The following is a 26,610-nucleotide window of genomic DNA, read 5'->3' on the forward strand; positions in this document are numbered from 1 at the left end:
CAAACGACAATCGCTCCGATGACGCCGCAGTGCGTCTTTACGGGGAATACAAAAATGAACGATGATTTTCAAACCAGCTGGTCCGAGCCAGTATCCACGCAGCAGGGTGACACCAGCACCGTGCAGCGCCCGCCAGTTGCCGCACCGCTCAAGCAGATCGTCACGATCCGCCTCGACGTCGACATGCTGAAATGGTTCAAGGCTGCGGGTCCGGGCTACCAGACCCGCATCAACCAGATCCTGCGTGAACATATGGAAGCGCAGCAGGCCGAGCGCGACGCGGCTCAGTAAGCTGGCGGAAGGGCTCAGTCGAGGCTGAGTCCTTCCAGAGGGAAACCCTTGAGAAACTCGGCCGCAGGCAGACGCTTGCCGCCGGGTTTTTGCAGTTCCGTCAGGCGCAGGGTGCCTTGTTTGCAGGCGATGACGATGCCGTGCTGGGCATCGGCGGCCAGCACCTGGCCGGGGGCGGCGTCGCTGCCGGCTTGCAGCGCCTCGGCGCCCCAGATCTTGATGACCACGCCGTTGACCTCGGCGTGGGCGCCGGGGAAGGGGTTGAAGGCGCGGATCTTGCGGCCCAGTTCGGCCGAGGAGAGGGAAAAGTCGAGTGCCGCTTCTTCCTTGCTGATCTTGGCGGCGTAGGTGACGCCCGCTTCGGGCTGGGGCTGGGGCACCGGGTGCAGCGTCCCGGCCGCGCGCGCGCGCAGGGCGTCGACGATCATGCGCGCGCCCAGGGCGGCCAGGGTGTCGTGCAGGGTTCCGGTGGTGTCGGTGGGGGCGATCGGCACCCGTTCCATCATCAGCATGGGGCCGGTGTCGAGGCCTTCTTCCATTTCCATGATGGTCACGCCGGTCTCCAGGTCGCCCGTTTCGATGGCGCGGTGGATCGGCGCGGCGCCGCGCCAGCGTGGCAGCAGGGAGCCGTGGATGTTGATGCAGGGCTTGATGTCGAGGGTGCTGCGCGGCAGGATCAGGCCGTAGGCGGCGACCACCATCACGTCGTAGTCGGTGGCCAGCAGGCGCGCGTGGGCGGCGGCGGCCTGGGCGGCGCGTTCGGGGTCCTTGCTGTCGAGGCGCAGGGAGAGCGGCTGCAGCACTTCGATGTCGTGGGCCAGGGCGAATTGCTTGACGGCGGAGGCGTGCAGCTGCATGCCACGGCCGGCGGGACGGTCGGGCTGGGTCAGGACGAGTGGAATCTCGAAGCCGGCAACATGGAGGGCCTGGAGGGCGACGGCGGCAAACTCCGGCGTGCCGGCAAAGATGATTTTCATGGGATTCCTGGGTTAAAACAGTTCAAAGTACAGGTGGACTGTATGTCGAGAGCAACACTAAAAATTGGCGGCAACGCTAAAACCGGCAGCGACGCTAAAACCGGCAGCAACGCTAAAACCCGGCAGCAACGCTAAAAACCGTCGTTCCCGCGAAGGCGGGAACCCAAGTCCGTTGCTCAGTTCTCGACTGCGCTGATAACTTGGGTTCCCGCCTTCGCGGGAACGACGGCTCTACGGTTCTACGGTCGTATGGTTCTACGGTTCCAACGGGCACGGGCGACGGCGGATGACTAACGGTCTGTCACCTGCGTACAAACCTACCTGCCGGCAGCCTGCGATCAGTGGCGGCGACCCGATGCCCGCAGCGCCGCTTCGCGTTCCATCCCGCGCTCTTCCTTGAGCATCTTGGCCTTGATCCGGTTGCGCTTGAGCGGCGACAGGTATTCCACGAACACCTTGCCCATCAAATGGTCCATTTCATGCTGGATGCACACGGCCATCAAGCCATCCGCGCTCAGCTCGAACGGCTTGCCCTCGGCATCGAGCGCGCTGACCTTGATCTGGGCAGGGCGCTCCACACCGTCGTAAATGCCCGGTACCGACAGGCAGCCTTCATCGTAGACTTGCTTCTCAGCACTTGCCCAAACGATTTTAGGATTGATGAACACGCGCAGATCGTCCTTGGTCTCGGACGTGTCGACGATGATCAGTTGTTCATGCACATCAACCTGGCTCGCAGCCAGGCCCACGCCGGGCGCGTCGTACATGGTCTCGGCCATGTCGGCCACCAGCTTGGTGAGGCGCTCGCCGAATTCGGTGACCGGCTTGGCCACCTTGTGAAGACGTGCGTCCGGGTAGCGGAGAATATTCAGTATTGCCATAGGTCTAGTAATTTCGATAACAATTCGGTGATAATTTCAAGTCCTCATACGCATAAGATTCTAAAACACAACAAAAACACAACAGACCCGCAACCGGGTTGAGTATGGTTTTTCTTGCTAGTTCAAGGATTTATGTGCAGAATTTGATCCAGTTCGGCAAGCCTTATCATCGATATCGTCGATAGGGTAGCGTTAAATCGCGCTGTCTCTTGCGCTGTGGCTGGCAAGGTGACGTGTCCAGCTAGCAATTCCGTGTTAATGCCGCACTTTACGGACATCTCAATGAAAAATTTTAGCACAGTCGGCGTCCGCGTAGCGGTTGTGGCGCTTTTTGCGGGACTGCTCGCAGCCCCGACCCAAGCGGCCACCTGCGAATTCCGGCCCAATGCCCCTGACCAGCATCTGGTGGTCAAGGGTGATACCTTGTGGGATATTTCCGGCAAGTTTCTGGAGCACCCATGGTGCTGGCCCCAGGTATGGGGACTGAACAAGGAAGAGATCCGCAATCCGCACTGGATTTATCCGGGGCAGGTGATCTACTTCGACCGCAAGAACAACCGCTTGTCGCTGACCCGTCCGGGTAGCGGCGATGGCTCCGGCAGCGCCAATGGCGTGCTGCGCCTGTCGCCGCAGGTGCGTACCGAAGGCTTGGGCAAGGATGCGATCCAGGCCATTCCGTCGGGCGTGATCGAACCGTTCCTGTCGCAGCCGCTGATCGTCGACGCCGACGAGCTGAAAGGCTCGCCGCGCATCGCGGCCGCCCAGGAAGGCCACGTTTATCTCGGCAAGGACGACAAGATCTACGTCCGCGGCAACCTCAAGGGTGGCAGCTCGTTCCAGGTGTTCCGTCCGGGCACCCCGCTCAAGGATCCGGAAACCGGCAAGCTGGTCGCCTATGAAGCGGTGTACCTGGGCACGGCCAAGCTGTTTGCCGAAGCCAAGCCGGGCGTCGACGCGCACACCTTCGTGGTGGCCACGTCCAAGCAGGAAATCGGCGTGGGCGACCTGCTGATTCCGGCGCCGCCGACCGTCATGCGCAACTACATGCCGCATCCGCCCGATCAAAAGGTCGACGCGCGCATCATGGGCGTGTATTCGGGCGTGACCCATGCCGGCCAGAACCAGGTGGTCAGCATTAACCGCGGTACGCTTGACGGGGTCGATGTCGGCACCGTGCTCCAACTGTACAATATCGGCAAAGTGGTGGCCGATCCGGGTGCGCCGAAACGCGGCATCCTGGGCACCAAGAAAACGATGATCAAGCTGCCGGACGAACAATCGGGCACGCTGTTCATTTTCCGCACGTTCAAGCGCGTGTCGTACGGCTTGATCATGCAGGTAACCGAGCCGGTTGAAATCGGCGACGTGGCCAGATCACCGGAGTAAAACCGCCGTGCAAGACACGGACCCCGCCAACCCCGCCAGCCCGGCCGCACGCCTGGCTGCCTGGGTACGCCTGGAGCAAACCCCGGGCGTGGGGTCCGCGACGGCGCACCACCTGCTGTCCCGCTTCGGCACCCCGCAGTCCATCTTTTCCGCTTCCCACCTGGCCTTGCGCGAGTTCGTCTCCGACAGCGTTGCGCGCGCCCTGTGCGGGCCCATGCCGGACGCTTGCGCCGCCTACCTCGATAGCGTGCACGACTGGCTGGCCCAGCCCGGTCACACTCTTCTCACTCCCGACCACGCCGCTTTTCCGCCGCTGCTGCGCCAGCTGGCCATGCCGCCCCTGCTGCTGTATGCCGCCGGCAGGATCGCGCTGCTGTCGGTCCCGGCCGTGGCCGTGGTCGGCAGCCGCAATGCGACCGGGCAGGGCGTGGCCAATGCGCGCGCTTTCGCCGCTGCGCTCAGCGCCGCCGGCCTGACCGTCGTCTCCGGGCTGGCGCTGGGCATCGATGCCGCCGCGCACGACGGCGGCTTGCGCGGCCGCGGCTCGACCGTGGCCGTGACCGGCACCGGCGCCGACCGCATCTATCCGCGCCGCAACGAAGCCCTGGCCAGACGGATCGCCGAAGAGGGTTGCCTCGTCAGTGAGTACCCACTCGGCACCGGCCCTTCGCCCGGCAATTTCCCGCGCCGCAACCGCCTGATCAGCGGCCTGTGCTGCGCCGTGCTGGTGGTCGAGGCCGCCGCTGGCTCGGGTTCGCTGATCACCGCCAAGCTTGCCGCCGATCAGGGGCGCGATGTGTTCGCCATTCCCGGATCGATCCATGCGCCGCTGTCCAAGGGCTGCCATAGCTTGATCCGCGACGGCGCCACCCTGGTCGATTGCGTCGACGACATCCTCATTCCCCTGCAGGTGGCGCCCCTGGCCAGCCTGGCCGTGGCGGTGCCCGAATGCGGCGGCTGCGACGCCGGCCAGCTGGCGCTGCTCGACGCGCTGGCGTACGAACCGGTCGGCGCCGATGCGCTGGCCGTGCTGGCCGGAAGCGAGCCGGGTGTGCTGGCTGGCCAGCTGCTGGCGCTGGAACTTGCCGGCCATGTCGAACGATTGCCGGGGGGATTGTTCCAGCGTGTAAAGCGGTAAGAAAGCGCGCAAGAGGCGCGTGGACGGGGCTTGTGTCATAGCGAGCTTAACTGATAGAGTAGAGCCATGTTCGATATCCTGGTCTACCTTTACGAGACGTACTACCGCCCCGATGCCTGCCCCGAGCCGGCTGCGTTGGCGCGTAAACTGTCCGCTGTCGGTTTCGACGATGTCGAAATTTCGGAAGCGCTCGTGTGGCTGACCGACCTGACTGAAATGGCGGGCGACGAAACCAATCTGTCGTTCACTTCCAGCGGTACCCGTTTTTACGTGCAGCAAGAATACGATGCCCTCGGCAGCGCCGCGGTCGGCTTCATCCAGTTCCTCGAAAGCGCGAGCGTGCTCAGCCCTGTGCAGCGCGAAATCGTGATCGAGCGCGCGCTGGCGCTGGAAGAGTCGCCGGTAGGCCTGGGCAAGCTGAAGATCATCGTGCTGATGCTGCTGTGGAGCCAGGGCAAGGAACCGGACGCGCTGATGTTCGACGACCTGTTCGGCTCCGACGACGAGCAAGCTCCCCGCCTGCTGCATTGAGCCAGGCCCGCGCCGCCCGCGTTGAGCCCGGCGGCGTCCCGTTTTCCCTTCCACGCAACGGTTTTGCCCCACTCGCGGCACGATTGTGGCCTTTGGCATGCAGTGGCTACTTGCGGATTTCCCGACAACCCGCTTATCATTGGCCGCTCTATCGGCTTGTTACAATTTCGATATCGGGTTGGCAAAACGCCGCCTGCTGCGGCCAAGCATGTATGATGCGCGAGCCCAACCACTTAATATAGTACGACGAGAAAACCTATGACCAAAACCCTCATCATCGCCGAGAAGCCCTCCGTCGCGAACGATATCGCCAAGACGCTGGGCGGCTTCACCAAGCACGATGAGTACTTCGAATCGGACGAATACGTCCTGTCGTCGGCCGTCGGCCACCTGCTGGAAATCGCGGTGCCGGAAGAGCACGACGTCAAGCGCGGCAAGTGGAGCTTTGCCCACCTGCCCATGATTCCCCCGTATTTCGCGCTCAACCCGATCGCCAAGACCGAGGCGCGCCTCAAGGTCTTGAACAAGCTGATCAAGCGCAAGGATGTCACCCAGCTCATCAACGCATGCGATGCCGGGCGCGAAGGCGAGCTGATTTTCCGCCTGATCGCGCAAAACGCCAAGGCCAAGCAGCCGATCAAGCGCCTGTGGCTGCAATCGATGACGCCGGGCGCGATCCGCGACGGTTTCACGCAACTGCGCAGCGACGAAGAAATGCTGCCGCTGGCCGACGCCGCGCGCTGCCGTTCGGAAGCGGACTGGCTGATCGGCATCAACGGCACCCGCGCCATGACCGCCTTCAACTCCAAGGAAGGCGGCTTCTACCTGACCACCGTGGGCCGCGTGCAAACGCCGACCCTGTCGATCGTGGTCGAGCGCGAAGACAAGATCAAGAAATTCGTCTCGCGCGATTACTGGGAAGTGCGCGCCGAGTTCGTGTGCGCCGCCGGCGTGTATGAAGGGCGCTGGCTCGACCAGGCCTTCAAGAAGGACGAGAACGACCCTGAGAAGCGCGCCGAGCGCCTGTGGAGCAAGGCGGCGGCCGACAGCATCGCCATGGCCTGCAAGGGCCGCCAGGGCAATGTAACGGAAGAATCGAAGCCGACCACCTCGATGGCGCCGGCCCTGTTCGACCTGACCAGCCTGCAGCGCGAAGCCAACGGCCGTTTCGGCTTTTCGGCCAAGAACACGCTCGGCCTGGCCCAGGCGCTGTACGAAAAGCACAAGGTATTGACCTACCCGCGTACCGATTCGCGCCATCTGCCGGAAGACTACGTGAGCACCGTCAAGGACACCATGGTGAGCCTGGCGGAAAACAATAATTACCACCAGTTCGCCAAGCAGATCACCGACAAGGGCTGGGTCAAGCCGAACAAGCGCATTTTCGATAACACCAAGATCTCGGATCACTTCGCGATCATCCCGACCACGCTGGCGCCGAAGAATCTGTCGGAGCCGGAACAGAAGCTGTACGACCTGGTGACGCGCCGCTTCATGGCCGTGTTCTTCCCGCCTGCGGAATTCCAGGTCACCACCCGCTTTACCGAAGTGTCCGGCCATCAGTTCAAGACTGAAGGCAAGGTCATGACCAATCCGGGCTGGCTGGCGATCTACGGCAAGGAAGCGTCGACCGACAGCGACAAGGACGACAACACCGGCGGCAACCTGGTGCCTGTGGCCAAGGGCGAAAAAGTGCAGACCGAAAAAGTCAGCCCGAACGCCCTGGTCACCAAGCCGCCGGCGCGCTATTCGGAAGCGACCTTGCTGTCGGCCATGGAAGGCGCCGGCAAGCTGATCGACGACGATGAATTGCGCGACGCCATGGCCGGCAAGGGCCTGGGCACGCCAGCGACGCGCGCGGCCATCATCGAAGGCTTGCTGGGCGAGCGCTACCTGCTGCGCGAAGGACGCGAACTGATTCCGACCGCCAAGGCATCGCAACTGATGACTTTGCTGCGCGGCCTCGGGGTGAACGAACTGACCGCGCCGGAACTGACAGGCGAATGGGAATACAAGCTGTCGCAAATGGAAAAGGGCAAGATTTCGCGCGAAGAGTTCATGCGTGAAATTGCCCAGATGACGCAAATCATCGTCAAGCGCGCCAAGGAATACAACAACGACACGATTCCGGGCGATTACGCGACCTTGCACACGCCGTGTCCGAACTGCGGCGGCGTGGTCAAGGAAAACTACCGTCGTTTCGCCTGCACCAAATGCGAATTCAACATGAGCAAGACGCCTGGCAGCCGCCAGTTCGAGATTGCCGAAGTTGAAGAGTTGCTGGAAAAACGCACGATTGGTCCGATGCAGGGATTCCGCTCGAAGATGGGGCGTCCGTTTGCCGCGATTCTGCGTATCGTGCGCGATGAAGAGATCAAGAATTGCAAGCTGGAGTTCGATTTCGGCCAGAACGATGAAGGCGGCGAAGATGGCGAAGGCGTCGACTTCACGGGCCAGACCGCGCTCGGACCGTGCCCGAAATGCGCCGCCGGCGTGTTCGAAATGGGCCTGGCGTATGTGTGCGAGCACAGCGTGGCCAAACCGAAAACGTGCGACTTCCGCAGCGGACGCATCATCTTGCAGCAGGAAATTTTGCCTGAGCAAATGGTCAAGCTGCTCAACGACGGCAAGACCGACCTGATGCCGGGCTTTGTGTCGCAGCGTACGCGTCGTCCGTTCAAGGCTTTCCTGGTCAAGGGCAAGGATGGCAAGATCAGCTTCGAGTTCGAGGAGCGCAAGGCCAAGGCGCCGGCCAAGGGCAAGGTTGCGGCGGTAGCCGATCCCGAGGGCGACGAGGCGGCACCGGCCACGGCGAAGAAAGCCGCACCGGCCAAAAAAGCGGCGGCCAAGAAGGCGCCTGCCAAGAAGGCTGCTGCGAAGAAGCCGGCAGCGAAGAAAGCCGCTGTCAAGAAAGCTGTCGCGGAAGAATAATCCGCTGTACCGCTTGGTGCCAGGTCTGCCATCCGGATACGGGCCCGTCTGTAGAAACCGCATTGCGGCTTTTATGGCCGGGCCCGTGTTCGTTTGTCAATGTCAGTTTTTTTGAGGCGGTCACAGATTGTGACCACCTCCTGGTCTTCCGCGCCCGTCTACTGGAACGTGAATCGGACGGGAAGCGTCGTGCTGTACTGGCACCCATCACCATGTTGGAGACACAATTCATGATCGTCGATTTGAGCCTTCTTGAACGCTGGCTGACTGGCTGGAGCCTGGCCCGCGGTGTGCCGCTTCCCAGGCACCACGGGGGAGGATTGGCAGTGGACGTCGGTTGGCCCGACCAGTGGCGCCGTCACGTCTTTGTCGATGCGGGTGAAGCGCTTCAAGAATGTGCATCGCACATCCACGAGCCCTTCGTCTATCTGAAGGCACCGGTCGACCCCGATCATATGCGCCGCGCGCTTCCCGCCCGCTGGACGATCGAAACTCCCCACTATCTCATGTACCGGTCCACGCCGATATCCGCATCGGCCGCACCGCCAGCAGGCTACACGGCCAACATGGAAGAGGAAAATGGGGCATCCCTGATCCGCCTGCTTGACGCGGCAGGGCAGACGGCGGCAATAGGGCGCGTGGTGCTGAACCATGGAACTGCCGTATTCGACCGCATCGAAACCGTCGAGTCCCATCGCAGAAAGGGCCTTGCCCGCGCACTGATGATCGCGCTCGACGCCCTGGCCGAACAAGCCGCAACCACAGAGCGCCTGCTAGTGGCCACCGAGGCCGGACGTGCGCTGTATCTCTCCCTGGGCTGGCGCGTGCTGGCGCCGTATTCCACGGCCGTGCTTGCGGCGCCATAGCTGTAGCAGCTGGCGTTTCAGATCGACCGTGCTCGCATTCGACGCCGATGTCGGTTGGAATTTACTGCAAACGAAGGCAGGTCCGTGCTCACTCTATCTACAAATGCGCTTGCAATCGACGGCGCCGGCTCGCATTCCATGACCGCCGGCCACGCTAACTGCAAATGATGGCCCGTATCGCCCCCCTTTCGGTCTGCGCGAAGGGGTTGCCGTCGACCCCATACCAGACACTTGCTCTTGGCAGCAGGATTGGAACAGTGACGTTGTGATTTTTCGACCGACAGCCTTAACTGTCGATCACAGCGTTCTTTGGGAGGGCATCAACGATTGAGCCGTTGTGCGAACAGGTTGCCCCTTGAGAACTTGCGACATACGGGGGGAGTGAAAGGAAATGAAACTGTCAAAAGGCGAATTGAGTTCGATTTTCCATGCGAATGAGGAGTATCCGTTCGGAAAGGTAAATATTTCTCGACGAAGCTCTTGAATCGTCATAGGTTGGAGGGATGCAGAGCATGAGGCGTAATCGATAGAGATTACTAAATCTGTAACCTCAAGGAAGACGAGTTCAGCGGACACCACAACGAACGAAAATTGCCCTTCTTGACCCGTTGGCGGAATCCATTCGAGGATGTAGTCGATGTCTAGTGTCAGTTGACACAGGGGGACCACTGCAACCGTCGTCTCCCTCAGTGATACGAAATGCATGGATAGCGTTGTCATGAGCCGAAAGGGCCAGCGCTCGTTTTCGCCCCTACTGGGCATCTCGAATTACCAGTAAATTCGGCGTCATCACGGGCACTCGCCCGCAAACGACTGGCGCTCGCGCAGCGTTTCCAGTTCGCGTGCCAGGTTCTCGCGCGCGCGCTCGTTGTACAGGTCCGCGAAATACCCATTCGGATACAGCGTGCCCGCTTTTGCCTGCGCATGAAAATGCGCCAGGATGCGTTCGCGCCCGGCCAGGTAGTCGGTTTCCTCGACGTGCTGGTACTCGGCCCGCACCGAGCGCGCATAGCCGTCATAGACATCCGCAGCCTGGCCCAGGATCGCCAGGTCCACGCCCTGCATCACATCCTGCAGCGCATGCCGCGCCGCCACCGGCGCCAGATGTTCGGTGGCGCGAATCAGGCTGGCCACCTCAATCGCCACGTCGCCGCTGTCGAGGCTTGAGGCAAGCCACAGCTGCGCGCTCTGTTCTTCGTTCGATCCCGTCCCCGTGCCGCCGCCATACACCGCGTCGTGGAACCAGAAGGCTTTTTTGAGCGTCGCCATCTGCGCCGCGCTGGCGCCGGCGTTGGCCGCCCACACGGTGATTTCGGTCAGCCCGTGCACCAGATGATCGAGGTTGTGATACGGGCGCGCGCCGGAGCCGTAGGCGCTCTCGCTGGTGAGCCGCGCGAACCAGGCCGCCGCGTTGGCGTCGTCGGCCCGCCACAGGCTGTCCCAGTCCTTGCGCAGCCAGTCCAGGATCCACGCGGCGTAGGCCGGCGCCGGCATGAACTGGCGCGTGGTCCAGTGCCAGCCGACCGGTCCCTGCAAGCCGCGCACGAAACTCGAACTGACCGAGCCCAGATCGCGCGGCGGCATCACGAACAGCGTTTTCGCACCGTGCAGCACGTCGACATTGGCTTGCTGGATCAGGTTCTCGTAATCGAAGTCGGAGGTGTTGCGGATGCCGCGGATCAGGAAGTCGATGCCCAGCCGCTTGGCCGCGCGCGCCGTGTAGTCGCCGCGCACCAGCACCACGCTGACATTGGTCCAGCCCTGCGCGGCCACGCTGCGTTCGACGATGTCCTTGCGCGAGGCGGCATGGAACTGCGGCTTCTTGAACGGGTTTTCTGAAATCAGCACAACGACTTCGTCGGCCAGTTCGCGCGCTTCGCCGATTACCCACAAATGGCCGTTGGTGATCGGGTCGAGCGTGCCGGAGAATGCGATTTTTTTCAAGGTTCAGCTCCACAAGTCGGTGTATCGATGATGCAGTTGCAAGGCCAGTGCGCGCACCTCGTCGAGCGTGCCGTCGTTCTGCACCACGTCGTCGGCACGTGCCAGGTAATCGGCACGGGGCAGTTGCAGGGCGATGATGCTGGCCACCTGCCCGCGCGTCCAGTCGGGATTGCGCAAGGCGATGCGCGCCGCCCGGCTGCGGTCGGACGTATCGACCACCAGCACCCGCGTCGCGGGTAGCGCCTGGTCCATCGCCAGCGCCGATTCCCACACCACATAAGGCGACTGCTGCCTGCGCGTCCAGTCGTCGGCCAGCGCCAGCACGGCCGGGCGCAGGATGCGCTTCAATTCCTCGTTGGCGGCCGGGTCGAGCGCGAACACGCTGCGCAGGGTGCCGCGCGCCAGGCTGCCATCGGGCGCCATCGCTTGCGGAAAGGCGCGGCCGATTTGCACGGTGGCCGGATGCGCCGGATCCTGGTGCACGGTGCGCGCCAGCGCATCGGCGTCGAGGCAGGGCACGCCGAGCGCTTCAAAGGCCCGCGCGAAGGTCGACTTGCCGCTGCCGATCCCGCCGGTCAGCACCAATACCTTGGGAGGAGTGAAGCTCATCGTGTGGTCCGTTCAATTGTTTGGTTGAGCATCCAATATTGTCAGGTTAGCGAAAGACGCAAGGGAAAACAAGTATAATTTGGTCATTCAACCAATTTAAGTGATGCACGCATGTCGAGGAAGCCCAATTCGGAACAGCGCCGCGCGCAGATCGTGCAAGCCTTGCTGGACACGATGGCCGAGCATGGCTACGACAAGGCCACCATTGTGCTGATCGCCCGCCGCGCGGGACTGACTCCGGGCCTGCTGCACTACCATTTTCACAGCAAAGCCGATATCTTGCTGGCGCTGGTGAAGGCGCTCGCCGCAGCGGCGCAGCAGCGCTACCTTGCGTTCGCGCAGAACGCGGTCAATGCCGACCAGCGTTTGAATGCCTACATCGATGCGCGTCTTGGTTTGGGTGAGGGCGCCGATGCGGGCGCGGTCGCGGCCTGGGTGGTGATCGGTGCCGAAGCCGTGCGCCAGCCCGAGGTACGCGCCGCCTACCAGCACGCGATCGATACCGAGCTGGCGCTGCTGCGCGAACTGCTTGCGGCCAGCCTGGCCGCGCAGGGGAGAAGCACCGGCAACGTGCACGCGCTGGCCGCCGCCTTGCTGGCCATGATGGAGGGGACCTTCCAGCTGGCCAGCGCGGCCCAGGCCAGCATGCCGATCGGGTACGCGGCGCCAATGGCCGCGCAACTGGTGCGCCGCTTTATCGACGCCGAGCCGCCGGCCTAGCCGTCGGTGGCGCTCACGTGCCAGCCGCTTCCGGCCTCCGGCGGCAGCGCCGCCGTCTCGCCCCGGGCGATGCTGAACTGCGCCATGCCGCCGGGATGGCCGTGCGCCCACGCCATCCACTCGGCGCCGGTGATCAGCCAGGCCAGCGCGCCACCGTCGCGCTGGAGCCGCTGCGCGCGCACCGGGCCGGCGTCGATGCGCACCCACAGTTCGCGGTAGCTGCCGTCGATGCCGGTTTCTTCGACCTTGTCCACGCCGTCAAAGCGCATCGTTCCCGCATCGATACCGGGGCCGAGCGCGGGGAAGGCAATCTCGGGATGCCATTCGCAGCGTGCACCTTCCACCACGGTGCTGCCGGCAAAGCCGCGCGAGTCGATGTGCCAGCGCGCCGACTGGAACCACAGCACCTGCGTCGTGGTGTCGCTGCTGCCGTCGCTGCGCCAGATGCCTTCGCGCCGCCACAGGCCGTGGTATTGAAGGGGCACCGTCATGCCAGGTCGGCCTTGTCGAAATAGATGGTGCCGAGGACGCGCGCTCCACCCAACTGACGCGCCAGGGCGGCGGCAGGGGTTTGTTCAAGCGCCTTTTTCGGCACCTCGACCGGATCGGCAGGCGCACCCGGGCGCGTGCGGAACGCGACGATATGGTCGAAGTCGGGGCGGCTGTCGATCTGCTTGACCAGGAAGCGCGTGCCGCCGCCGCCCACTTGCAAGTAGCGTGCCGTGGCGCTGGCCGCGAAGACGGACAGCAGGGGACGGAACGCCAGCACCTTCTCGACCAGCACCGTCGCGGCTGTGTGGCGGGTGGTGCCGCCGCGCTCGAAGTGGCCCTGCACCAGGTCGGCCTTGAAGGCGCGTAGCGGGTCATCGCTGTCGGGTGCGAGCCGGTCCAGGTCGAAATTTTCGGGGGCGATGGTCCACAGCGCTGTCTTTCCATCGAGACGGCGCCGCAGCGCCGCATCGAGTGCCATGTCGGCCAGCCGGATTTGCAGGATCACCTGGCGGTCGTGCGGCGCATGCAGCATTGGCAGGTGCGAAGCATACAAGCCATCGGCGCCGCCAAACAGCACCATGCCATGCTGGCCAAGGTGCGGCTTGATGCACGCAGCGGCGCGGCCGACACAGGCCAGCAGCGCCACGGCGCCAACCCCACGCAGGACGAGACGGCGCCCGTTCATGCGTGCGATCCGCAGAGCGGCAGGGTAAGGCGGAAGGCCGCACCCTGGTTCGGCGCGCTGTCGACATCGAGCGTGCCGTCGTGCGACTCGGCCAGCTGGCGCGCGATGTACAGGCCAAGGCCGAGGCCCTCGCGCACGTCCTTGGTGCCGGCCCGCTCGAATGGGGCGAAGATGCGCAGCTGGTCTTCCGGCGCGATGCCCACGCCCTGGTCGCGCACCACGATGATGGCGTAGCCGTCGCGCGCGTCCAGGCTGATTTTCACAGGTTTGCTGCCGCCGTAGCGCAGCGCGTTGGTAAGCAGGTTGATGATGATCTGCTCGACCCGGAACTCATCCCACACACCCGCCACCGGCTCCGGCGCATGCAGCTCGACGGTGCAGCCGGCCGCCTCGGTGCGCTGCGCCAGGTCGCTGACGATGCGCGCCAGCAGCGCCGACAGCTCGGTTTCGGCCGGGCGGATCGACAGCTTGCCGCTGCGGATGCGCGACACGTCGACCATGTCGTTAATCAGCCGGATCATGCTCTGGATCTGGCGGCCGTCGCGCGCCACCATCTTGCGCATGTTCTCTTCGTTGAAGACGGCCATGTTGCCCTTGTCGAGCTGCATGCCGCGCAGCTGGGTTTCCAGGAACAGGGTGTTGAGCGGCGTGCGCAGTTCGTGCGCGACCATCGACATGAAGTCGTCGCGCATCTTGAGCGAGCGTTCCAGTTCGACCTGGGTGGCGCGCAGCTCGCGCCGGCTCTCTTCCAGTTCGGCCACCTGGCGCTTGACCTCATTGCGCTGCTGGCACAGGGCCACGAACACATTCACCTTGCTCTTGACGGCCGCGATGTCGAGCGGCTTGTAGAGGAAATCGACGGCGCCCGTCTCGTAGCCCTTGAAGGCGTAATTGAGTTCGCGCCCGGCCGCGCTGACGAACACGATCGGCACGTTGCGCGTGCGCTCGGTGCCGCGCATCAGTTCCGCCAGTTCGATGCCGTCCATCCCCGGCATCATGACGTCCAGGATGGCCAGTGCGAAGTCGTGTTCGAGCAGCAGCGACAGCGCCGCCTCGCCCGAACTGGCCTGGTAGACGATGCGGTCATCCTGTTCGATGATCTTGCTCAGCGCGAGCAGGTTCTCGGGCAGGTCGTCGACGATCAGGAGCTTGATTTTTTGTTGGTCGCTCGTCATTGGATCTCCTTCATCGCGGCCATCAGCGCGCCGATGGCGGGCACGGACAGCACCGCGTCTGGTGCGCGCAGCCGGATCGCGGCCAGGGGCATGGTCGCAATCTCGGCGTCGAGCGGGTCCTGCACCACGGTCAGGCCGCCGCAGGCGGCAATGCGCGCCATGCCGGCGGCGCCATCGGCGCTGGCGCCGGTGAGCAGGATGCCGGCCAGGCGCTTGCCGTAGGCGTCGGCGGCGGACTCCATCAACACATCGATGGCGGGGCGCGAAAAATGCACCGGGTCTTCCTGGCTCAGCGAAAAACTGAAGTCGCGTTCGATCGACAGGTGGTAGCCGGGCGGGGCGAAATAGACGCTGCCCGCTTCCAGCGGCATCTTGTCGTCGGCCTGGCGCACCGGCATCGCCAGTCGCTGCTGGAAGACTTCGGCCAGGCGGCTGTCGCGGTCGTCCGGCAGGTGCAGCACCACGGTCACCGAAAAGCCGAATTGCCGTGGCAGCGCCGGCAAAAGGCGCAGCAGGGCGTCGATGCCGCCGGCCGAGGCGCCGATCACCACGGCGTCGATCCTGCGCCCGGCCAGCAGTGCGTCATGGACGGCGCTCATGGCGCCACCTTGCGAAACACGCGCTCGGCCTTGACCAGCGGTTCAAAGGCGTCGGCATGCGCCGAGAAATCGAGGCTTTCCTTGCTGCCCAGGCCAAGAAAGCCGCGGTAGCACAGGGATTCGTGGAACAGGCCAAGCGCGCGGTCCTGCAGCTTGCGGTTAAAGTAGATCATCACGTTGCGGCAGCTGATTAGATGGGTTTCGGAGAACACGCTATCGGTCGCCAGGCTATGGTCGGCGAAGATGACATTGTCCACCAGGCTGCGGTCGAACAGGGCGCCGTCGTAGGCGGCCGTGTAGTAGTCGGAAAAGGCGGCCCGGCCGCCCGCCATCTGGTAGCTGGCGGTGTAGGCGCGCATGCGCTCGAGCGCGAACACGCCCTTGCGCGCGCGGTCGAGCGAATGCGGGTTGATGTCGGTGGCGTAGATGATCGAGCGTTCCAGCAGCCCTTCTTCCTTGAGCAATATCGCCATCGAGTAGATTTCCTCGCCGGTGCTGCAGCCGGCGATCCAGATCTTCAGCGACGGGTAGGTGGAGAGGTGCGGCATCACGTGCTCGCGCAGCGCCTGGAAGTACGAGGGGTCGCGGAACATCTCGCTGGTCGGAATCGTCAGGTACTGCAGCAGCTGCATGAAGGCGTCCGGGTCGTGCAGCACGCGCGATTGCAGCTCGGAGATGCTGGCGCAATCCATCTGGTGCAGCGCATGCAGTACGCGGCGCTTTTGCGAGGCTCCCGAGTAGTCGCGGAAGTCGTAGCTGTATTTCAGGTAGATCGCCTCCATCAGCAGGCGCAGCTCGATGCTGATGCTGTCCGGTGCATTCATCAGAGCCGCTCCATGCTCGGCAGCCAGACGCGCAGCAGGGAGTACAGGCGGTCAAGGTCGATCGGCTTGGCCAGGTAGTCCGACGCGCCGGCTTTCATGCACTGTTCCTGGTCGTCCTTCATGGCCTTGGCCGTGATGGCGATCACCGGCAGCTTGGCGAAGCGCGGGTCGGCGCGCAGGCGGCGCGTCGCTTCCAGGCCATCCATCCCGGGCATCATCACGTCCATCAGCACCAAGTCCATGTCGGGGATCTGGTCGAGCCGTTCGAGCGCCTCGAAGCCGTTGCGGCCCACTTCGACCGTGATGCCTTTCTGTTCCAGCGCGCTGGTGAGCGAGAAGATGTTGCGCACGTCGTCGTCCACCAGCAGGATGCGGCGTCCGTCGAACACGCGGTCGCGGCTGCGCACCGTCTTGAGCATGCTCTGGCGCTCGGCCGACATCTGCGACTCGACCTTGTGCAGGAACAGGGTCACTTCGTCGAGCAGGCGCTCGGGCGAGCGCGCGCCCTTGATGATGATCGAGCGCGAATATTTCAGCAGCTCGGCTTCCTCGGTACGGGTCAGGTTGCGCCCGGTGTAGACGATCACCGGCGGGAACGAGACGATTTCCTCGGCCGCCATCTTGCGCAGCAGTTCGTGGCCCTGCATGTCGGGCAGTTTCAGGTCGATGATCATGCAATCGTAGACGCTGGCCTGCAGCAGCGCAATGGCTTCGCCGCCGCTGGCCACCGCAGTGATCTCGACGTCGGCGTCGTCGATCAGCTGGACCACGCTCTGGCGCTGGCGCTCGTCGTCTTCGACCAGCAGCACGCGTTTGAGCTTCTGGGTGAATTTGCCTTCGAGCGTGCGGAATACCTGCTTGAGGCGGTCGCGCGTGGCCGGCTTGATCACGTAGCCGATCGCGCCCAGTTGCAGGGCGGCCTCGGCGCGGTCGTTGGCCGAGACGATATGCACCGGGATGTGGCGCGCGCGCGGATTGTCCTTGAGCTTTTGCAGCACGTCCAGGCCCGAGCCGTCGGGCAGGCCAAGGTCGAGCAGGATGGCGTCGGGCAGGAAGTCGTTGGCGGCCTGCAGGCCGTCGGCGGCGCTGTGCGCGACCAGGCAGCGGTAGTGCATTTCGTGCGCCAGGTCGAACAGGATGCGCGCGAACGCGGCGTCGTCTTCGATCACCAGCACGCTGCGGCCGGTCGCCACGTCGTGGCCGCGGTCGTCGGCAAACACCGGCGCGCGCAGGACAGATGCAGGCGCTGGCGGTGGCGCCAGGGTAGCGCGCGGGGCTTCCGGTGCGGCGGAGACGGGCAGGCCCGGGGTGCCGGCCGGCAGCATGGCCGGCATCAGCAGGGTAAAGGTGCTGCCCTTGCCGGGCGCGCTGGCAATCGCGATCGAGCCGCCCAGCAGGGCCGCCAGGTCGCGCGAGATCGACAGGCCCAGGCCCGTGCCGCCGTAGCGCCGGCTGGTGGTGCCATCGGCCTGGCGGAACGCCTCGAAGATGATCGCGTGCTGGTCGGGCGCGATGCCGATGCCCGAGTCGCGCACGACGAAGGCCAGCTTGCCGTCCGGGCGCGCTTCGATGGTCAGCGAGACCTGGCCGGCATCGGTAAACTTGATCGCGTTCGACAGCAGGTTCCTGAGAATTTGCTGCAGGCGCTGGCCGTCGCTGTGCAGCGTGAGCGGAGCGCCCGCTTCCACGGCGCAGGTGAAGGTGAGCTGTTTCTGGCCGGCCAGCGGCCCGAAGGTGTGGCGCATGGTGTCGGCCAGCTCGGACAGGGCGATGTCTTCGGGCGACAGTTCGAGCTTGCCCGCTTCGACCTTGGAGATGTCGAGGATATCGTTGATCAGGTTGAGCAGGTCGTTGCCGGCCGCGTAGATGGTGTTGGCGAACTGGATCTGCTCCGGTTCGAGGTTGCCCCTGGCGTTCTCGGACAGCAGCTTGGACAGGATCAGGGAGCTGTTCAGGGGCGTGCGCAGTTCGTGCGACATATTGGCCAGGAACTCGGATTTGTATTTGCTGGCGCGCTGCAGGTCGAGGGCGCGCTCTTCCAGCTCGTGCTGGATCACGCCCAGGGCGCTGTTTTTTTCATCGAGCGCATTGGCCTGTTCGGCCAGGCGTTCGTTGGTCTGCTCCAGTTCCGCCTTCTGGTTTTCCAGGATGGTCTGTGATTCTTCCAGCACGCGCGATTGTTCTTCGAGTTCCTCGTTGGCGGTGCGCAGCTCTTCCTGCTGCACCTGGAGTTCTTCGTTGAGCTGCTGGGTTTCGGCCAGCGCATCGTGCAGGCGGCGGCGCGCCAGGGCCGCTTCGATGGCGCGGCCGATGTTCGGCGCGACCAGTTCCAGGAATTCCAGGTCGCGCTTGCGCGGTTCGTTCAGGAAGCCCAATTCGATGACGCCGTTGGCCACGCCGTCATTGTCGACCGGGATCAGGACCAGGTGGCGCGGGCTGCCGCTGCCGATGCCGGAGCTGACCTTCAGGTAATGGTCGGGCAGGTTGCCCAGCACGATAGGGCGTTTGGACAGCAGCGCCTGGCCGACCAGGGTGTCGGCGCCGTTGAAGCGCACTTCGCGCTCGGCTTCTTCGCGGCTCATGCCGTAACCGGCGATGCGGCGCAGGCTGCCGTCTTCGTCGCGCGCGTACAGGGCGGCGACAGCCGCGCCGGTGTATTCGGCCATGAAGTCGAGCGCGGCGCGGCCGAGGCTGGAAAGACTGTTGTGGCCGATGCTGCGTTCGGCCAGCTGGGTCTGGCCGCTGCGCTGCCAGGCCTGGCGTTCCAGCGCTTCGCCGTGGGTGCGGTGCTGGTCGATGGCGTCGCCGAATACCCCCGACAGGTGCACCAGTTCGCGGCGGCCGAAATAGGCCAGCAGGCCCGATAGCAGCAGGCTGACCAGCAGGTACAGGCCGACGCCCCAGCGCGTGACGCTTTGGGCCGACTCGTTACGCTGTTGCAGCAGGCGCTGTTCGACCGCGAGAAACTCGTTGAAGGTGGTGCGGATTTCGTCGAAGGCGACCCTGCCGCGCCCGCTGCGTACCAGCGTGATGACATCATTATTGGCGCGCCGCAGCGCGATGGCGTTGTTGGCGTAAATGTTCCACTGCTCCTGCATCGCCATGATCTGGCGCAGGCGCTCGACCTGGGGTGGGTTGTCCGACACCAGCTTGGTCAGCGCTTCCATGGTCGCGGAGGTTTTGCCTTTTGAGAGCGTATAGGGGGCGAGAAAAGCCTCGTCATTGCTCAGAAGATAGCCGCGCAGGCCGGATTCCTGGTCGACCGACAGCTTGGCCGCTTCGTTGGCATGGCCGATCACCTTTTCGCTGTGTTCCACCATGCTCAGCACCGACAGCAGGTAAGTGATGACGGCCACGAAAATGAGCGCACTGCCCACGCCGATTGCCAGCGGTAACGCGACGTTGCGGGCGAGGATGCGGCGAAATCCTGTCTGATCCATCGTTTTGGCGCTGGGCATGCGATCTTCCACGTAAAAGGTGGAAGTTTATACGAAAAGAAATATTTGCCGCGCAAGATTCGGGGCGGACCTTGTATAAGTGTTAGGGCACCGTTCCCGGGTGCAGTTCAGGGTCGACTGGCGTCTAGAGGCCAGCATCAGCCGTGCGGGGACAGCGTTGCGCTGTGCGCTACGCCATCCCATGTCTCCCGCCCCACGCTGCCCTACTGCTCCACCTCGATCATATTGTCTCCCGGCTTGCGGTCGATCAGCTTGTTGTCCGGATCGATCCCGGCCTTGTATGGTCGCGCGCTCACCACCATCGTCACGCTCATGGTATTGCTGTCGACAACGCGCCGCTCGCGCAGCAGCGGCTTGCCATCCTTGTCGTCGACGCCGAACTCGATCACGTCTTTCAAGGGAACTTCCGTCTCGTCGCCCAATTTTCCCGCACGCATTTTGACGCTGCTGGCGCGCAGCGTCACCTCATATTTGCCATCCGCGCGCCTGGTCGCCATGGCCGACGTGGCCCGGTTCTCGTACAGGACGATGTGCTCGAACAGGTCGTCGATCAGGTAGGCATGTTCGGGCGGCGTGGCGAGGCGCAAGGCATCGGTCAGCACCAGCACGCTCGGATACGGCGCGCCGTGGAAGGCGTGGCGCGTCAGCAGCTCGTGCAGCACGGTGTTGATCTTGTCCTCGCCCAGCACGTCCTGCAGCCAGTACATGGCCAGCGCACCCTTGCGATAGTGGATGTAGCCCTGGTTTTCGTTCAGCGCCAGCGGCAGCTCGTACTTGGTTTCCAGCGCCCGTCCCATCAGATACTTGTCCAGGTTGTAGCGCAGGAAGCGGCGCATGCGCTCCGGGCCGACCTGCTGCTTCATCACCATCAGGGCCGCATATTCGGACAGGGTTTCGCTCAGCACCGTGCTGCCGCGCGTGTTCGACCCTACCAGCTGGTGGCCCCACCACTGGTGCGCCACTTCATGGGCCGCCACGTAGAAGGGGTAATCGATATCCTTGGGATTGTTGTCGTCGACCCGCGCGATGAAGCCGATGCTCTCCGAAAACGGCACCGTGCCGGGAAACGATTGCGCGTACGCGTCGTAGCGCGGAAACTCGACCACGCGCAGCACCTTGTGCTGGTAAGGGCTGAAATGCTTCGAGTTGTATTCCAGGGCGGCCTTGACTCCGCGGATCATGCGCTCGACGTTGAAGTCGTGGCCCGGATGGTAATACACGTCGATCATCACATCCTGCCAGCGGTCGTGCCGCACTTCGTAGCGGGCCGACTGGAAGGCGTAGAAATTCAGGATCGGCTTGTCCATGCGGTAATGGAAGTAGCGCCGTCCGGCCGACATCCATTCCTTTTCCAGGGTGCCGGGGGCAATCGCCAGCTGGTCCGGACTGGTGCTGATGACGGCATTGAAGTTGATCCAGTCGGCGTCCACGCTGAGCGCATTATTCGCCTGTCCGGCCGGGTCAATGGGCGAGCGCAGCGGCGCATGCGGCGCCAGGCCGTGGCGCCTGCGGTCGCGGTCGTTTTCCAGTTCGAGCGCCGGCTGGTAGCCGATGCGCGGCAACTGGCCATTGTTGAAGAAGCTGCCGTTGCTCAGCACCGGGGTGTCCGATTCCAGTCCGAGCACGCCGCGCGCCTCGAATTCCACGTCGAATTCGAGCGGCATGCTTTGTCCCGGCGGCAACGGTGTGCTCAGCTGGTAGCCATAGAAGCCGTGCTCGCGGTCGCTGACCAGGGGCGTGATTTTCTGGCCGAAGCGCACCTTGAGGCTGGCCAGCCGGTCCTGGCTGATGAATACCTGGGTGATCGGGGCCGTGCCCTTGTTGTCGAGCTGGTAGACGCCGGTGACGGTCAGGCGGCGCTGTTCGGGCACGATCGCCACTTTCAGGTCGACGCCGCTCACGCGCGGCTGCGCCAGCGCCGCGTATTTCTTGTAGCGCAGCTCGTACTCGGCGCGCGTGCGGTCCTTCTGCCACGCGGTCTGGTAGTCGCCTTCGATGTGCAGGTTGTAGTAGAGCAGGGCGCCGCTGCCGGCGAAGATCGCCAGCCCGGCCGCGAAGGTGGCCATGACCGGCAGGCTCAGGTTGCGGCGCGCCAGCTGGATGCGGCTGCCCAGTTCGGCGTTGCAGCCGCGCGGCCAGAACACCAGCGACGCGACCATCAGCATCAGCGCCGCGCCGGCCCAGTACAGCTCGAACCAGCGTTCGCGCACCAGGAAGTGGCCGTAGCCGTTCATGTCGGAATACATGAAGGAGGGCGAGGTGCCGTACAGCAGCATCGGATGGTCGAGGCCGAGCGAACTGAAGGTGAGCGTGGCGAAGTAATACACGATCATCGCGAAGTAGGCCAGGTACTTGTGGTTGATCAGCACTTGCAGCGCGATTGCCAGCACCGCCACCAGCGCGTACTGGGGCAGGTGGATCAGGAACAGGGTTTGCAGGTACAGGCCGACATCGATGGCGAAGTAGCCGCGGAACAGCTGGATCAGCATGCCGGCGATCATCACCAGCACCAGCATCAGCACTTGCAGGCCGATCAGGGCAAACAGCTTGGCCAGCATCGGCAGCCAGCTCGGCAGCGGCAAGGCGTCGAGCATCTGGCCCACGCGCGCTTCGCGTTCGCGCCAGACCAGTTCGCCCGCGTAAAAGGTGGTCACGACCAGCATGAACAGCGCGAAGGCCTCGCTGATCAGTTCAAGCACCTGGTAGGTGACCGGATAGGTATTGGTGCCGTACATGGAACCGAGCTTGAGCGAGGCGCCGAACACGGCCAGTACGCCGGCCAGGGCGATCACGGCGAAGTAGACATCCTTGACCGATTCGCGCCAGTTGAGCCAGGTCGACCTGAACAGCAGCAGGGCCAGGCTGCGGCGCAGGAAATCCGGCGTTTCCTGGGAATCGATGGCGCTGTGCGACAGTTGTTGCGGGACGTCGCCCTCGGCGCGTCCGGCCGGGCGGCTGGCGGCGCTGGCGCTGAACTGGAAGCGCCAGTAGCCGAGCATCAGCACCACCAGCGCGAAGCCGCACCACAGGACGCGGTTGTACAGAACCACGCCGTCGAAGGGAATGGCGCGGCCGTTGCGCTCGGCGATGGTCCAGTATTCGGTGATGCGGATCAGGGCGGTGGTGCCGAAGGGATCGATCAGCGCGGCCAGGGTCTTGTAGTCGAGGTCGCGCGCCAGCGAGGGCGCCACGATGTAGCCGATCATCATCACCACGCTAGCTACGTACACCGGCAGCATGCGCCGCGTCAGGGCCGCCAGCACGAAGAAAATCGCGCCGAAGATGACGATGTTGGGCAGGGTCAGGAGCAGGTAGGGCCACAGGTACATCCAGGCCCCGGACGGGCCCAGGCGGTCGGCTTCGATGCCGGGGATGTAGGTGCCCAGCCAGGCGCCCAGCACGATGCTGGAAAACACCACCGCCAGGGTCAGCGCGGCGCCGAGAAAGCGCCCGAACACATAGTCGTGCTTGGCGATCGGCGCGCTGAAGAAGAAATGGTGCATATCGTATTCAAAATCCTGCTGCACCGAGCGCCCCATCATGGCGGCCATCACCACCACGCCCAGGCAGCCGAGGAAGGCCACCGTCAGCGCAATCGAGCGCGGGGAGTTGATGAACAGGCGCCCGCCGAAGGTGACGTAGGCATCCTTGAACACGCCGCCGGCGGCCGCCATCCACAGCATGGCCAGCGCGAAGAACATGCCGAAGTAGACCCAGGTCGAGAGTAGCTTGAGCCGCTGGCGCGCTTCAAACAGGGCGATTGCCAACATGGAGGCCACCTTCAGCAGTTGCTGGCCGCGACGTGGCGTCCGGCGATGGTGGCGAAGTAGACATCTTCGAGGTCGCCGGCGGCCGGCTCGAAGCCATCGCCAGGATCTTGTTCGGAGTACACGTGGATCAGGGTGCGGCCGGTCAGCAGGCGGGTCGAGATCACCGCGTGCTCTTTCTGGAAATGGGCCAGCTCGTGCTTGGCGACGAAACGCGCCCAGATGTGGCCGTCGATATCGTCGATCAGCTTTTGCGGCTCGCCGCACAGCAGCACGTGGCCCTTGTTGATGATGGCCATGTTGGCGCACAGATCGGACACGTCCGACACGATGTGGGTCGACAGCACAACCGTCTTGTCGTCGCCGATGTCGGACAGCAGGTTGTGGAAGCGCACCCGTTCCTGCGGGTCGAGGCCGGCGGTCGGTTCATCGACGATGATCAGTTGCGGGTCGCCCAGCAGGGCCTGGGCGATGCCGAAGCGCTGGCGCATGCCGCCCGAAAAGGTGCCGAGGCGCTGGTTGCGCACTTCGAACAGATTGGTTTGCTGCAATAGGCCGTCGACCACTTCGCGGCGCCGGCCGCGATGCGACAAGCCCTTGAGCACGGCAAAATGGTCGAGCAGTTCGTAGGCGGTGACCTTGGGGTACAGGCCGAAGTCCTGGGGCAGGTAGCCGAGCAGGCGGCGGATGTCGTCCTTGTCGTCGAGCACGTCGAGGTCGCCGAAGAAGACTGAACCAGCGTCGCACTCCTGCAAGGTGGCGAGGGTGCGCATCAGGGTCGACTTGCCCGCCCCGTTCGGGCCGAGCAGGCCGAACATCCCGCTGGGGATGGTGAGGGTAACTTTATCCAAGGCAACTACGCCATTGGCATAGGTCTTGGATAAATTCCTGATGCGTAATTCCATGCCTGACTCCTGATACGGTCGCAGTACGTACGTTTGGCGGGTAGCCGGGCGCACTTCTAGAGTTGCATTGTATAAAATTTGACCGCGCCACGGCCGCCTGTTGCGACGTACCGCAATTTGACGTGCTCAGATTGCACAAATAGGGGAGTAGATGAGTGGCCTCCATCGCCTGCCGCCCGCTCCGCCATCGCCCGCCAACCGCCGCCCGCTGCCCGCTGCCCGCTCCGCCGTCGCCCCCGCGCAGGCGGGAACGCATGCGTTCCCGCCAAGTTCGCTCCGCAGCCGACGACTGAGCTGACAACTTGGGCCCCCGCCTGCGCGGGGGCGACGGTGGTGAGGCCTGCGACGGTGGTGAGGCCTGCGACGTTGGTGATACTGATAGCGGTTCAACGGCGGCTGCGACGATGTCGAGGTGAGCAGTCAACCTTAACTCCGAAACAACACATCCTCCCGGTTGAACCACCACCTGCACCACGCCAGCAGCGCCCCGGCGATCAGGGTGGTGGACAGCAAAATGGCCGAAAACATGCGGTAATCCATGGTCCCCTTCACCAGTTCCTTCATCGCCAGCGAGACATTTGTCAGCGGCACCATCGACCAGAACCAGTTCAGCTCTACCCCGGGCAGCATGGCCACGACAATCGGCACGATCAGCAGCATCATCAGCGGCGAAATCATGCCCGACGCTTCCTTGTAGCTCTTGGCGTAAATCGAAATCGACAGCAGGATCGAGGCGAAGATGGCGGCCGTCGGCACCAGCATCAGCGCCACCATGGCCAGGTCGCGGGCGCCGATTGCGCGCACCATCTGGGCCAGGCCGCCTTCGAACGAGCCGCCGAACAAGGCCAGCAGCAAACCCATGCTGGCCACCATCAGCAGCGCCGAGGTCAGGCCCACGGTAAACAGCACCAGGAACTTGGCCAGCACCAGCGCGGTGCGCGAAATTGGCGCCAGCAGCAAGGTTTCGAGCGTGCCGCGCTCCTTCTCGCCGGCGCCCAGGTCAATCGCCGGGTACATGGCCGCCATCAGGCATACCATCAGCAAAATGTAGGGCAAAAATCCCCCCACCAAAGCCCCCATGCGCTCGCGCGTGCCGGCGGTCGACAATTCTTCCAGCTCGATCGGATTGAGGGCAAAGCGCAGCTCGGCGCGGCTCATGTTCATGGCCGACAAGGCTTGCTCGCGCAGCGCGCCGTTATGCGCGTCGATCACGGCCGCCACCCGCTTGTGGGTCATGTCCAGCGCCACCGCATTGTTGTAGTGCAGCGTGACGCGCGTCTGGCGGTGCGCCGCCATCGCTTGTTCGAATCCGGGCGGAATGACGATGGCAAAATGGATGCGGTCGGCGTCGATGGCGGCCTTGATCGCGCCTTCATCGGCCAGCGCCACCTCGCGCAAGCCTTTCTCGCGCGCGAAGCGCTCGCTCAGCCCGGGCGCGTTGTCCTTGCCGAACAGGGCGTAGGTCAGCTCCTTGTGCTGGGCTTTCTTGAAAATGGTCGAGGACAGGTAGCCCAGGCCGCCGAAGATCATCGGCATGGCGATGATCGGCAGCAGCAGGGTAAAGATGAAGGTCTTGCGGTCGCGCAGCAGTTCCAGCAATTCCTTGAGATACACGGTCCACATGGCTCAGCCTTCCTGATTGATGACGTGCACGAAGGCGTCGTACAGGTCGTGGCTGCCGCCCAGCTCGCGCAGCTCGGCGACGCTGCCATTGAAGGCGCTGCGGCCGCGGTTGATGATGCAGACCCGGTCGCACAGCTTGTCGACCTCGTGCAGATGGTGGGTCGAGAAAATCAGGGGAATGCGCAGGGCCTTGTAGCTGGCGATGAATTCGAGCAGCACGCGCGCCGACATCACATCGAGCCCAGTGGTCGGTTCGTCCAGGATCACCACCTGCGGCTCGTGCACGACGGTGCGCGCGATGGCGCACTTCTGCTTCATGCCGGTCGACAGGTCGTCGGCGCGCTTGTGGGCGTAGGCGTGCATGTCGAGCTGCTCGAACAGGTCGTCGCAGCGCTGCTTGAGGCGGGCCGGGGCCATGCCGTGCAGGCGCCCGAAATACTCGACGTTCTCGCGCGCGCTCAGGCGCCCGTACAGGCCGGTCGAGCCGGACAGGAAGCCGACCCGCTGGCGCGCCCGGATCGGGGCGGCCACGATATCGATATCGTCGATGAAGGCGCTGCCGGCGTCCGGACGCAGCGCGGTCGAGAGAATGCGCAGGGTGGTGGTCTTGCCGGCGCCGTTCGGTCCCAGCAGGCCCAGCACTTCGCCAGGCGCGCAGGAAAAACTGACATCGCGCACTGCATGGAACCAGCCATCGCTCTCGCGCACGTCGCGCTGGCGGGCGCGCCGCTCCTTGTGCACCGTCGCGGCGAAGCGCTTGGCCAGGTGTTTCACCTCGATCATCGGGTTCCTTCTCTCAAAGCGTGTG

At 64.0% G+C, this 26,610-nt stretch carries 21 protein-coding genes; 7 read left to right on the forward strand and 14 right to left on the reverse strand.

Annotated elements, in window-relative coordinates; all coding sequences use genetic code 11:
* The first annotated feature begins 54 nt into the window (after positions 1 to 54).
* Positions 55 to 291: a BrnA antitoxin family protein gene (locus F2P44_RS36180; RefSeq protein ID WP_167089629.1), complete on the forward strand. Its 237-nt coding sequence runs from the start codon at positions 55 to 57 to the stop codon at positions 289 to 291.
* A gap of 14 nt (positions 292 to 305) precedes the next feature.
* Here F2P44_RS36180 and fmt read toward each other — a convergent pair whose 3' ends face one another.
* Both fmt and def read right to left on the reverse strand, forming a co-directional pair.
* A complete protein-coding gene (gene fmt, locus F2P44_RS22770) occupies positions 306 to 1,268 on the reverse strand; it encodes a methionyl-tRNA formyltransferase (protein ID WP_167089631.1) in 963 nt (320 codons plus the stop codon).
* A 338-nt stretch (positions 1,269 to 1,606) separates the two neighbouring features.
* Positions 1,607 to 2,149, reverse strand: coding sequence for a peptide deformylase (gene def / locus F2P44_RS22775; RefSeq protein WP_167089633.1), 543 nt, complete (start codon positions 2,147 to 2,149; stop codon positions 1,607 to 1,609).
* A 282-nt stretch (positions 2,150 to 2,431) separates the two neighbouring features.
* Between def and F2P44_RS22780 the strand changes: the two genes are divergently transcribed.
* From F2P44_RS22780 to F2P44_RS22800, 5 genes are all read left to right on the forward strand, one after another.
* Positions 2,432 to 3,535 carry a LysM peptidoglycan-binding domain-containing protein gene (locus tag F2P44_RS22780; protein WP_167089635.1) on the forward strand — a complete coding sequence of 368 codons (1,104 nt, stop codon included), beginning with the start codon at positions 2,432 to 2,434 and terminating at the stop codon, positions 3,533 to 3,535.
* A 7-nt stretch (positions 3,536 to 3,542) separates the two neighbouring features.
* Entirely contained in the window at positions 3,543 to 4,673 is a 1,131-nt protein-coding gene (gene dprA, locus F2P44_RS22785) for a DNA-processing protein DprA (protein ID WP_167089637.1), read from the forward strand.
* Positions 4,674 to 4,739: 66 nt separating this feature from the next.
* Complete coding sequence (locus F2P44_RS22790; RefSeq protein ID WP_099874256.1) at positions 4,740 to 5,204, forward strand: Smg family protein; 465 nt, start codon at positions 4,740 to 4,742, stop codon at positions 5,202 to 5,204.
* 258 nt (positions 5,205 to 5,462) lie between these two features.
* The gene (locus tag F2P44_RS22795; protein WP_167089639.1) at positions 5,463 to 8,135 is read left to right on the forward strand and encodes a DNA topoisomerase III; all 2,673 of its coding nucleotides are present in this window, start codon (positions 5,463 to 5,465) and stop codon (positions 8,133 to 8,135) included.
* A 230-nt stretch (positions 8,136 to 8,365) separates the two neighbouring features.
* Entirely contained in the window at positions 8,366 to 9,001 is a 636-nt protein-coding gene (locus tag F2P44_RS22800; protein WP_167089641.1) for a GNAT family N-acetyltransferase, read from the forward strand.
* Positions 9,002 to 9,790: 789 nt separating this feature from the next.
* On the opposite strand, the gene coaD is transcribed toward F2P44_RS22800, so the two are convergent.
* Together coaD and coaE are read right to left on the reverse strand one after the other, a co-directional pair.
* On the reverse strand, positions 9,791 to 10,945 hold the full coding sequence (coaD, locus tag F2P44_RS22805) for a pantetheine-phosphate adenylyltransferase (RefSeq protein WP_167089643.1): 1,155 nt from the start codon (positions 10,943 to 10,945) through the stop codon (positions 9,791 to 9,793).
* A gap of 3 nt (positions 10,946 to 10,948) precedes the next feature.
* Positions 10,949 to 11,554 (reverse strand): dephospho-CoA kinase, encoded by a 606-nt coding sequence (coaE, locus tag F2P44_RS22810; protein ID WP_167089645.1) that lies wholly within the window; start codon positions 11,552 to 11,554, stop codon positions 10,949 to 10,951.
* Positions 11,555 to 11,665: 111 nt separating this feature from the next.
* Here coaE and F2P44_RS22815 point away from each other — a divergent pair, with 111 nt between their 5' ends.
* A complete protein-coding gene (locus F2P44_RS22815) occupies positions 11,666 to 12,274 on the forward strand; it encodes a TetR/AcrR family transcriptional regulator (RefSeq protein WP_167089647.1) in 609 nt (202 codons plus the stop codon).
* Here the strand turns inward: F2P44_RS22815 and F2P44_RS22820 are convergent.
* The 10 genes from F2P44_RS22820 to F2P44_RS22865 all read right to left on the reverse strand — a co-directional run bounded on the left by F2P44_RS22820 (position 12,271) and on the right by F2P44_RS22865 (position 26,585).
* Complete coding sequence (locus tag F2P44_RS22820) at positions 12,271 to 12,765, reverse strand: hypothetical protein (RefSeq protein WP_167089649.1); 495 nt, start codon at positions 12,763 to 12,765, stop codon at positions 12,271 to 12,273. The two genes, F2P44_RS22815 and F2P44_RS22820, sit on opposite strands and share 4 nt — an antisense overlap.
* Complete coding sequence (locus F2P44_RS22825) at positions 12,762 to 13,451, reverse strand: hypothetical protein (protein ID WP_167089651.1); 690 nt, start codon at positions 13,449 to 13,451, stop codon at positions 12,762 to 12,764. Before F2P44_RS22825 ends, F2P44_RS22820 begins: the two co-directional genes overlap by 4 nt.
* Positions 13,448 to 14,626, reverse strand: coding sequence for a hybrid sensor histidine kinase/response regulator (locus F2P44_RS22830; protein ID WP_167089653.1), 1,179 nt, complete (start codon positions 14,624 to 14,626; stop codon positions 13,448 to 13,450). Before F2P44_RS22830 ends, F2P44_RS22825 begins: the two co-directional genes overlap by 4 nt.
* On the reverse strand, positions 14,623 to 15,225 hold the full coding sequence (locus tag F2P44_RS22835; protein WP_167089655.1) for a chemotaxis protein CheB: 603 nt from the start codon (positions 15,223 to 15,225) through the stop codon (positions 14,623 to 14,625). The genes F2P44_RS22830 and F2P44_RS22835 overlap by 4 nt, the downstream gene beginning before the upstream one ends.
* Complete coding sequence (locus tag F2P44_RS22840) at positions 15,222 to 16,049, reverse strand: CheR family methyltransferase (RefSeq protein ID WP_167089657.1); 828 nt, start codon at positions 16,047 to 16,049, stop codon at positions 15,222 to 15,224. Before F2P44_RS22840 ends, F2P44_RS22835 begins: the two co-directional genes overlap by 4 nt.
* Complete coding sequence (locus tag F2P44_RS22845; protein WP_167089659.1) at positions 16,049 to 19,507, reverse strand: response regulator; 3,459 nt, start codon at positions 19,505 to 19,507, stop codon at positions 16,049 to 16,051. The genes F2P44_RS22840 and F2P44_RS22845 overlap by 1 nt, the downstream gene beginning before the upstream one ends.
* Positions 19,508 to 19,710: 203 nt before the next feature.
* Positions 19,711 to 23,277, reverse strand: a complete 3,567-nt coding sequence (locus tag F2P44_RS22850) for an ABC transporter permease/M1 family aminopeptidase (RefSeq protein ID WP_167089661.1) — start codon at positions 23,275 to 23,277, stop codon at positions 19,711 to 19,713.
* Positions 23,278 to 23,288: 11 nt separating this feature from the next.
* Positions 23,289 to 24,179 carry an ABC transporter ATP-binding protein gene (locus F2P44_RS22855; RefSeq protein WP_167089663.1) on the reverse strand — a complete coding sequence of 297 codons (891 nt, stop codon included), beginning with the start codon at positions 24,177 to 24,179 and terminating at the stop codon, positions 23,289 to 23,291.
* Positions 24,180 to 24,605: 426 nt separating this feature from the next.
* Positions 24,606 to 25,802 carry an ABC transporter permease gene (locus F2P44_RS22860; protein WP_167089665.1) on the reverse strand — a complete coding sequence of 399 codons (1,197 nt, stop codon included), beginning with the start codon at positions 25,800 to 25,802 and terminating at the stop codon, positions 24,606 to 24,608.
* Between the two features lie 3 nt (positions 25,803 to 25,805).
* Positions 25,806 to 26,585 carry an ABC transporter ATP-binding protein gene (locus F2P44_RS22865; RefSeq protein WP_167089667.1) on the reverse strand — a complete coding sequence of 260 codons (780 nt, stop codon included), beginning with the start codon at positions 26,583 to 26,585 and terminating at the stop codon, positions 25,806 to 25,808.
* Between the last annotated feature and the right edge of the window lie 25 nt (positions 26,586 to 26,610).

The organism is Massilia frigida (genome assembly GCF_011682175.1).
GTDB classification, from domain to species: domain Bacteria; phylum Pseudomonadota; class Gammaproteobacteria; order Burkholderiales; family Burkholderiaceae_D; genus Telluria_A; species Telluria_A frigida.

What these genes read in the sequence shown, in the direction of transcription:
- F2P44_RS36180 (WP_167089629.1), top strand. Translation starts at nt 55, where the DNA reads ATGAACGATGATTTTCAAACCAGCTGGTCCGAGCCAGTATCCACGCAG.
- fmt (WP_167089631.1), bottom strand. Translation starts at nt 1,268, where the DNA reads ATGAAAATCATCTTTGCCGGCACGCCGGAGTTTGCCGCCGTCGCCCTC.
- def (WP_167089633.1), bottom strand. Translation starts at nt 2,149, where the DNA reads ATGGCAATACTGAATATTCTCCGCTACCCGGACGCACGTCTTCACAAG.
- F2P44_RS22780 (WP_167089635.1), top strand. Translation starts at nt 2,432, where the DNA reads ATGAAAAATTTTAGCACAGTCGGCGTCCGCGTAGCGGTTGTGGCGCTT.
- F2P44_RS22790 (WP_099874256.1), top strand. Translation starts at nt 4,740, where the DNA reads ATGTTCGATATCCTGGTCTACCTTTACGAGACGTACTACCGCCCCGAT.
- F2P44_RS22795 (WP_167089639.1), top strand. Translation starts at nt 5,463, where the DNA reads ATGACCAAAACCCTCATCATCGCCGAGAAGCCCTCCGTCGCGAACGAT.
- F2P44_RS22800 (WP_167089641.1), top strand. Translation starts at nt 8,366, where the DNA reads ATGATCGTCGATTTGAGCCTTCTTGAACGCTGGCTGACTGGCTGGAGC.
- coaE (WP_167089645.1), bottom strand. Translation starts at nt 11,554, where the DNA reads ATGAGCTTCACTCCTCCCAAGGTATTGGTGCTGACCGGCGGGATCGGC.
- F2P44_RS22815 (WP_167089647.1), top strand. Translation starts at nt 11,666, where the DNA reads ATGTCGAGGAAGCCCAATTCGGAACAGCGCCGCGCGCAGATCGTGCAA.
- F2P44_RS22820 (WP_167089649.1), bottom strand. Translation starts at nt 12,765, where the DNA reads ATGACGGTGCCCCTTCAATACCACGGCCTGTGGCGGCGCGAAGGCATC.
- F2P44_RS22825 (WP_167089651.1), bottom strand. Translation starts at nt 13,451, where the DNA reads ATGAACGGGCGCCGTCTCGTCCTGCGTGGGGTTGGCGCCGTGGCGCTG.
- F2P44_RS22830 (WP_167089653.1), bottom strand. Translation starts at nt 14,626, where the DNA reads ATGACGAGCGACCAACAAAAAATCAAGCTCCTGATCGTCGACGACCTG.
- F2P44_RS22835 (WP_167089655.1), bottom strand. Translation starts at nt 15,225, where the DNA reads ATGAGCGCCGTCCATGACGCACTGCTGGCCGGGCGCAGGATCGACGCC.
- F2P44_RS22840 (WP_167089657.1), bottom strand. Translation starts at nt 16,049, where the DNA reads ATGAATGCACCGGACAGCATCAGCATCGAGCTGCGCCTGCTGATGGAG.
- F2P44_RS22845 (WP_167089659.1), bottom strand. Translation starts at nt 19,507, where the DNA reads ATGCCCAGCGCCAAAACGATGGATCAGACAGGATTTCGCCGCATCCTC.
- F2P44_RS22850 (WP_167089661.1), bottom strand. Translation starts at nt 23,277, where the DNA reads ATGTTGGCAATCGCCCTGTTTGAAGCGCGCCAGCGGCTCAAGCTACTC.
- F2P44_RS22855 (WP_167089663.1), bottom strand. Translation starts at nt 24,179, where the DNA reads ATGGAATTACGCATCAGGAATTTATCCAAGACCTATGCCAATGGCGTA.
- F2P44_RS22860 (WP_167089665.1), bottom strand. Translation starts at nt 25,802, where the DNA reads ATGTGGACCGTGTATCTCAAGGAATTGCTGGAACTGCTGCGCGACCGC.
- F2P44_RS22865 (WP_167089667.1), bottom strand. Translation starts at nt 26,585, where the DNA reads ATGATCGAGGTGAAACACCTGGCCAAGCGCTTCGCCGCGACGGTGCAC.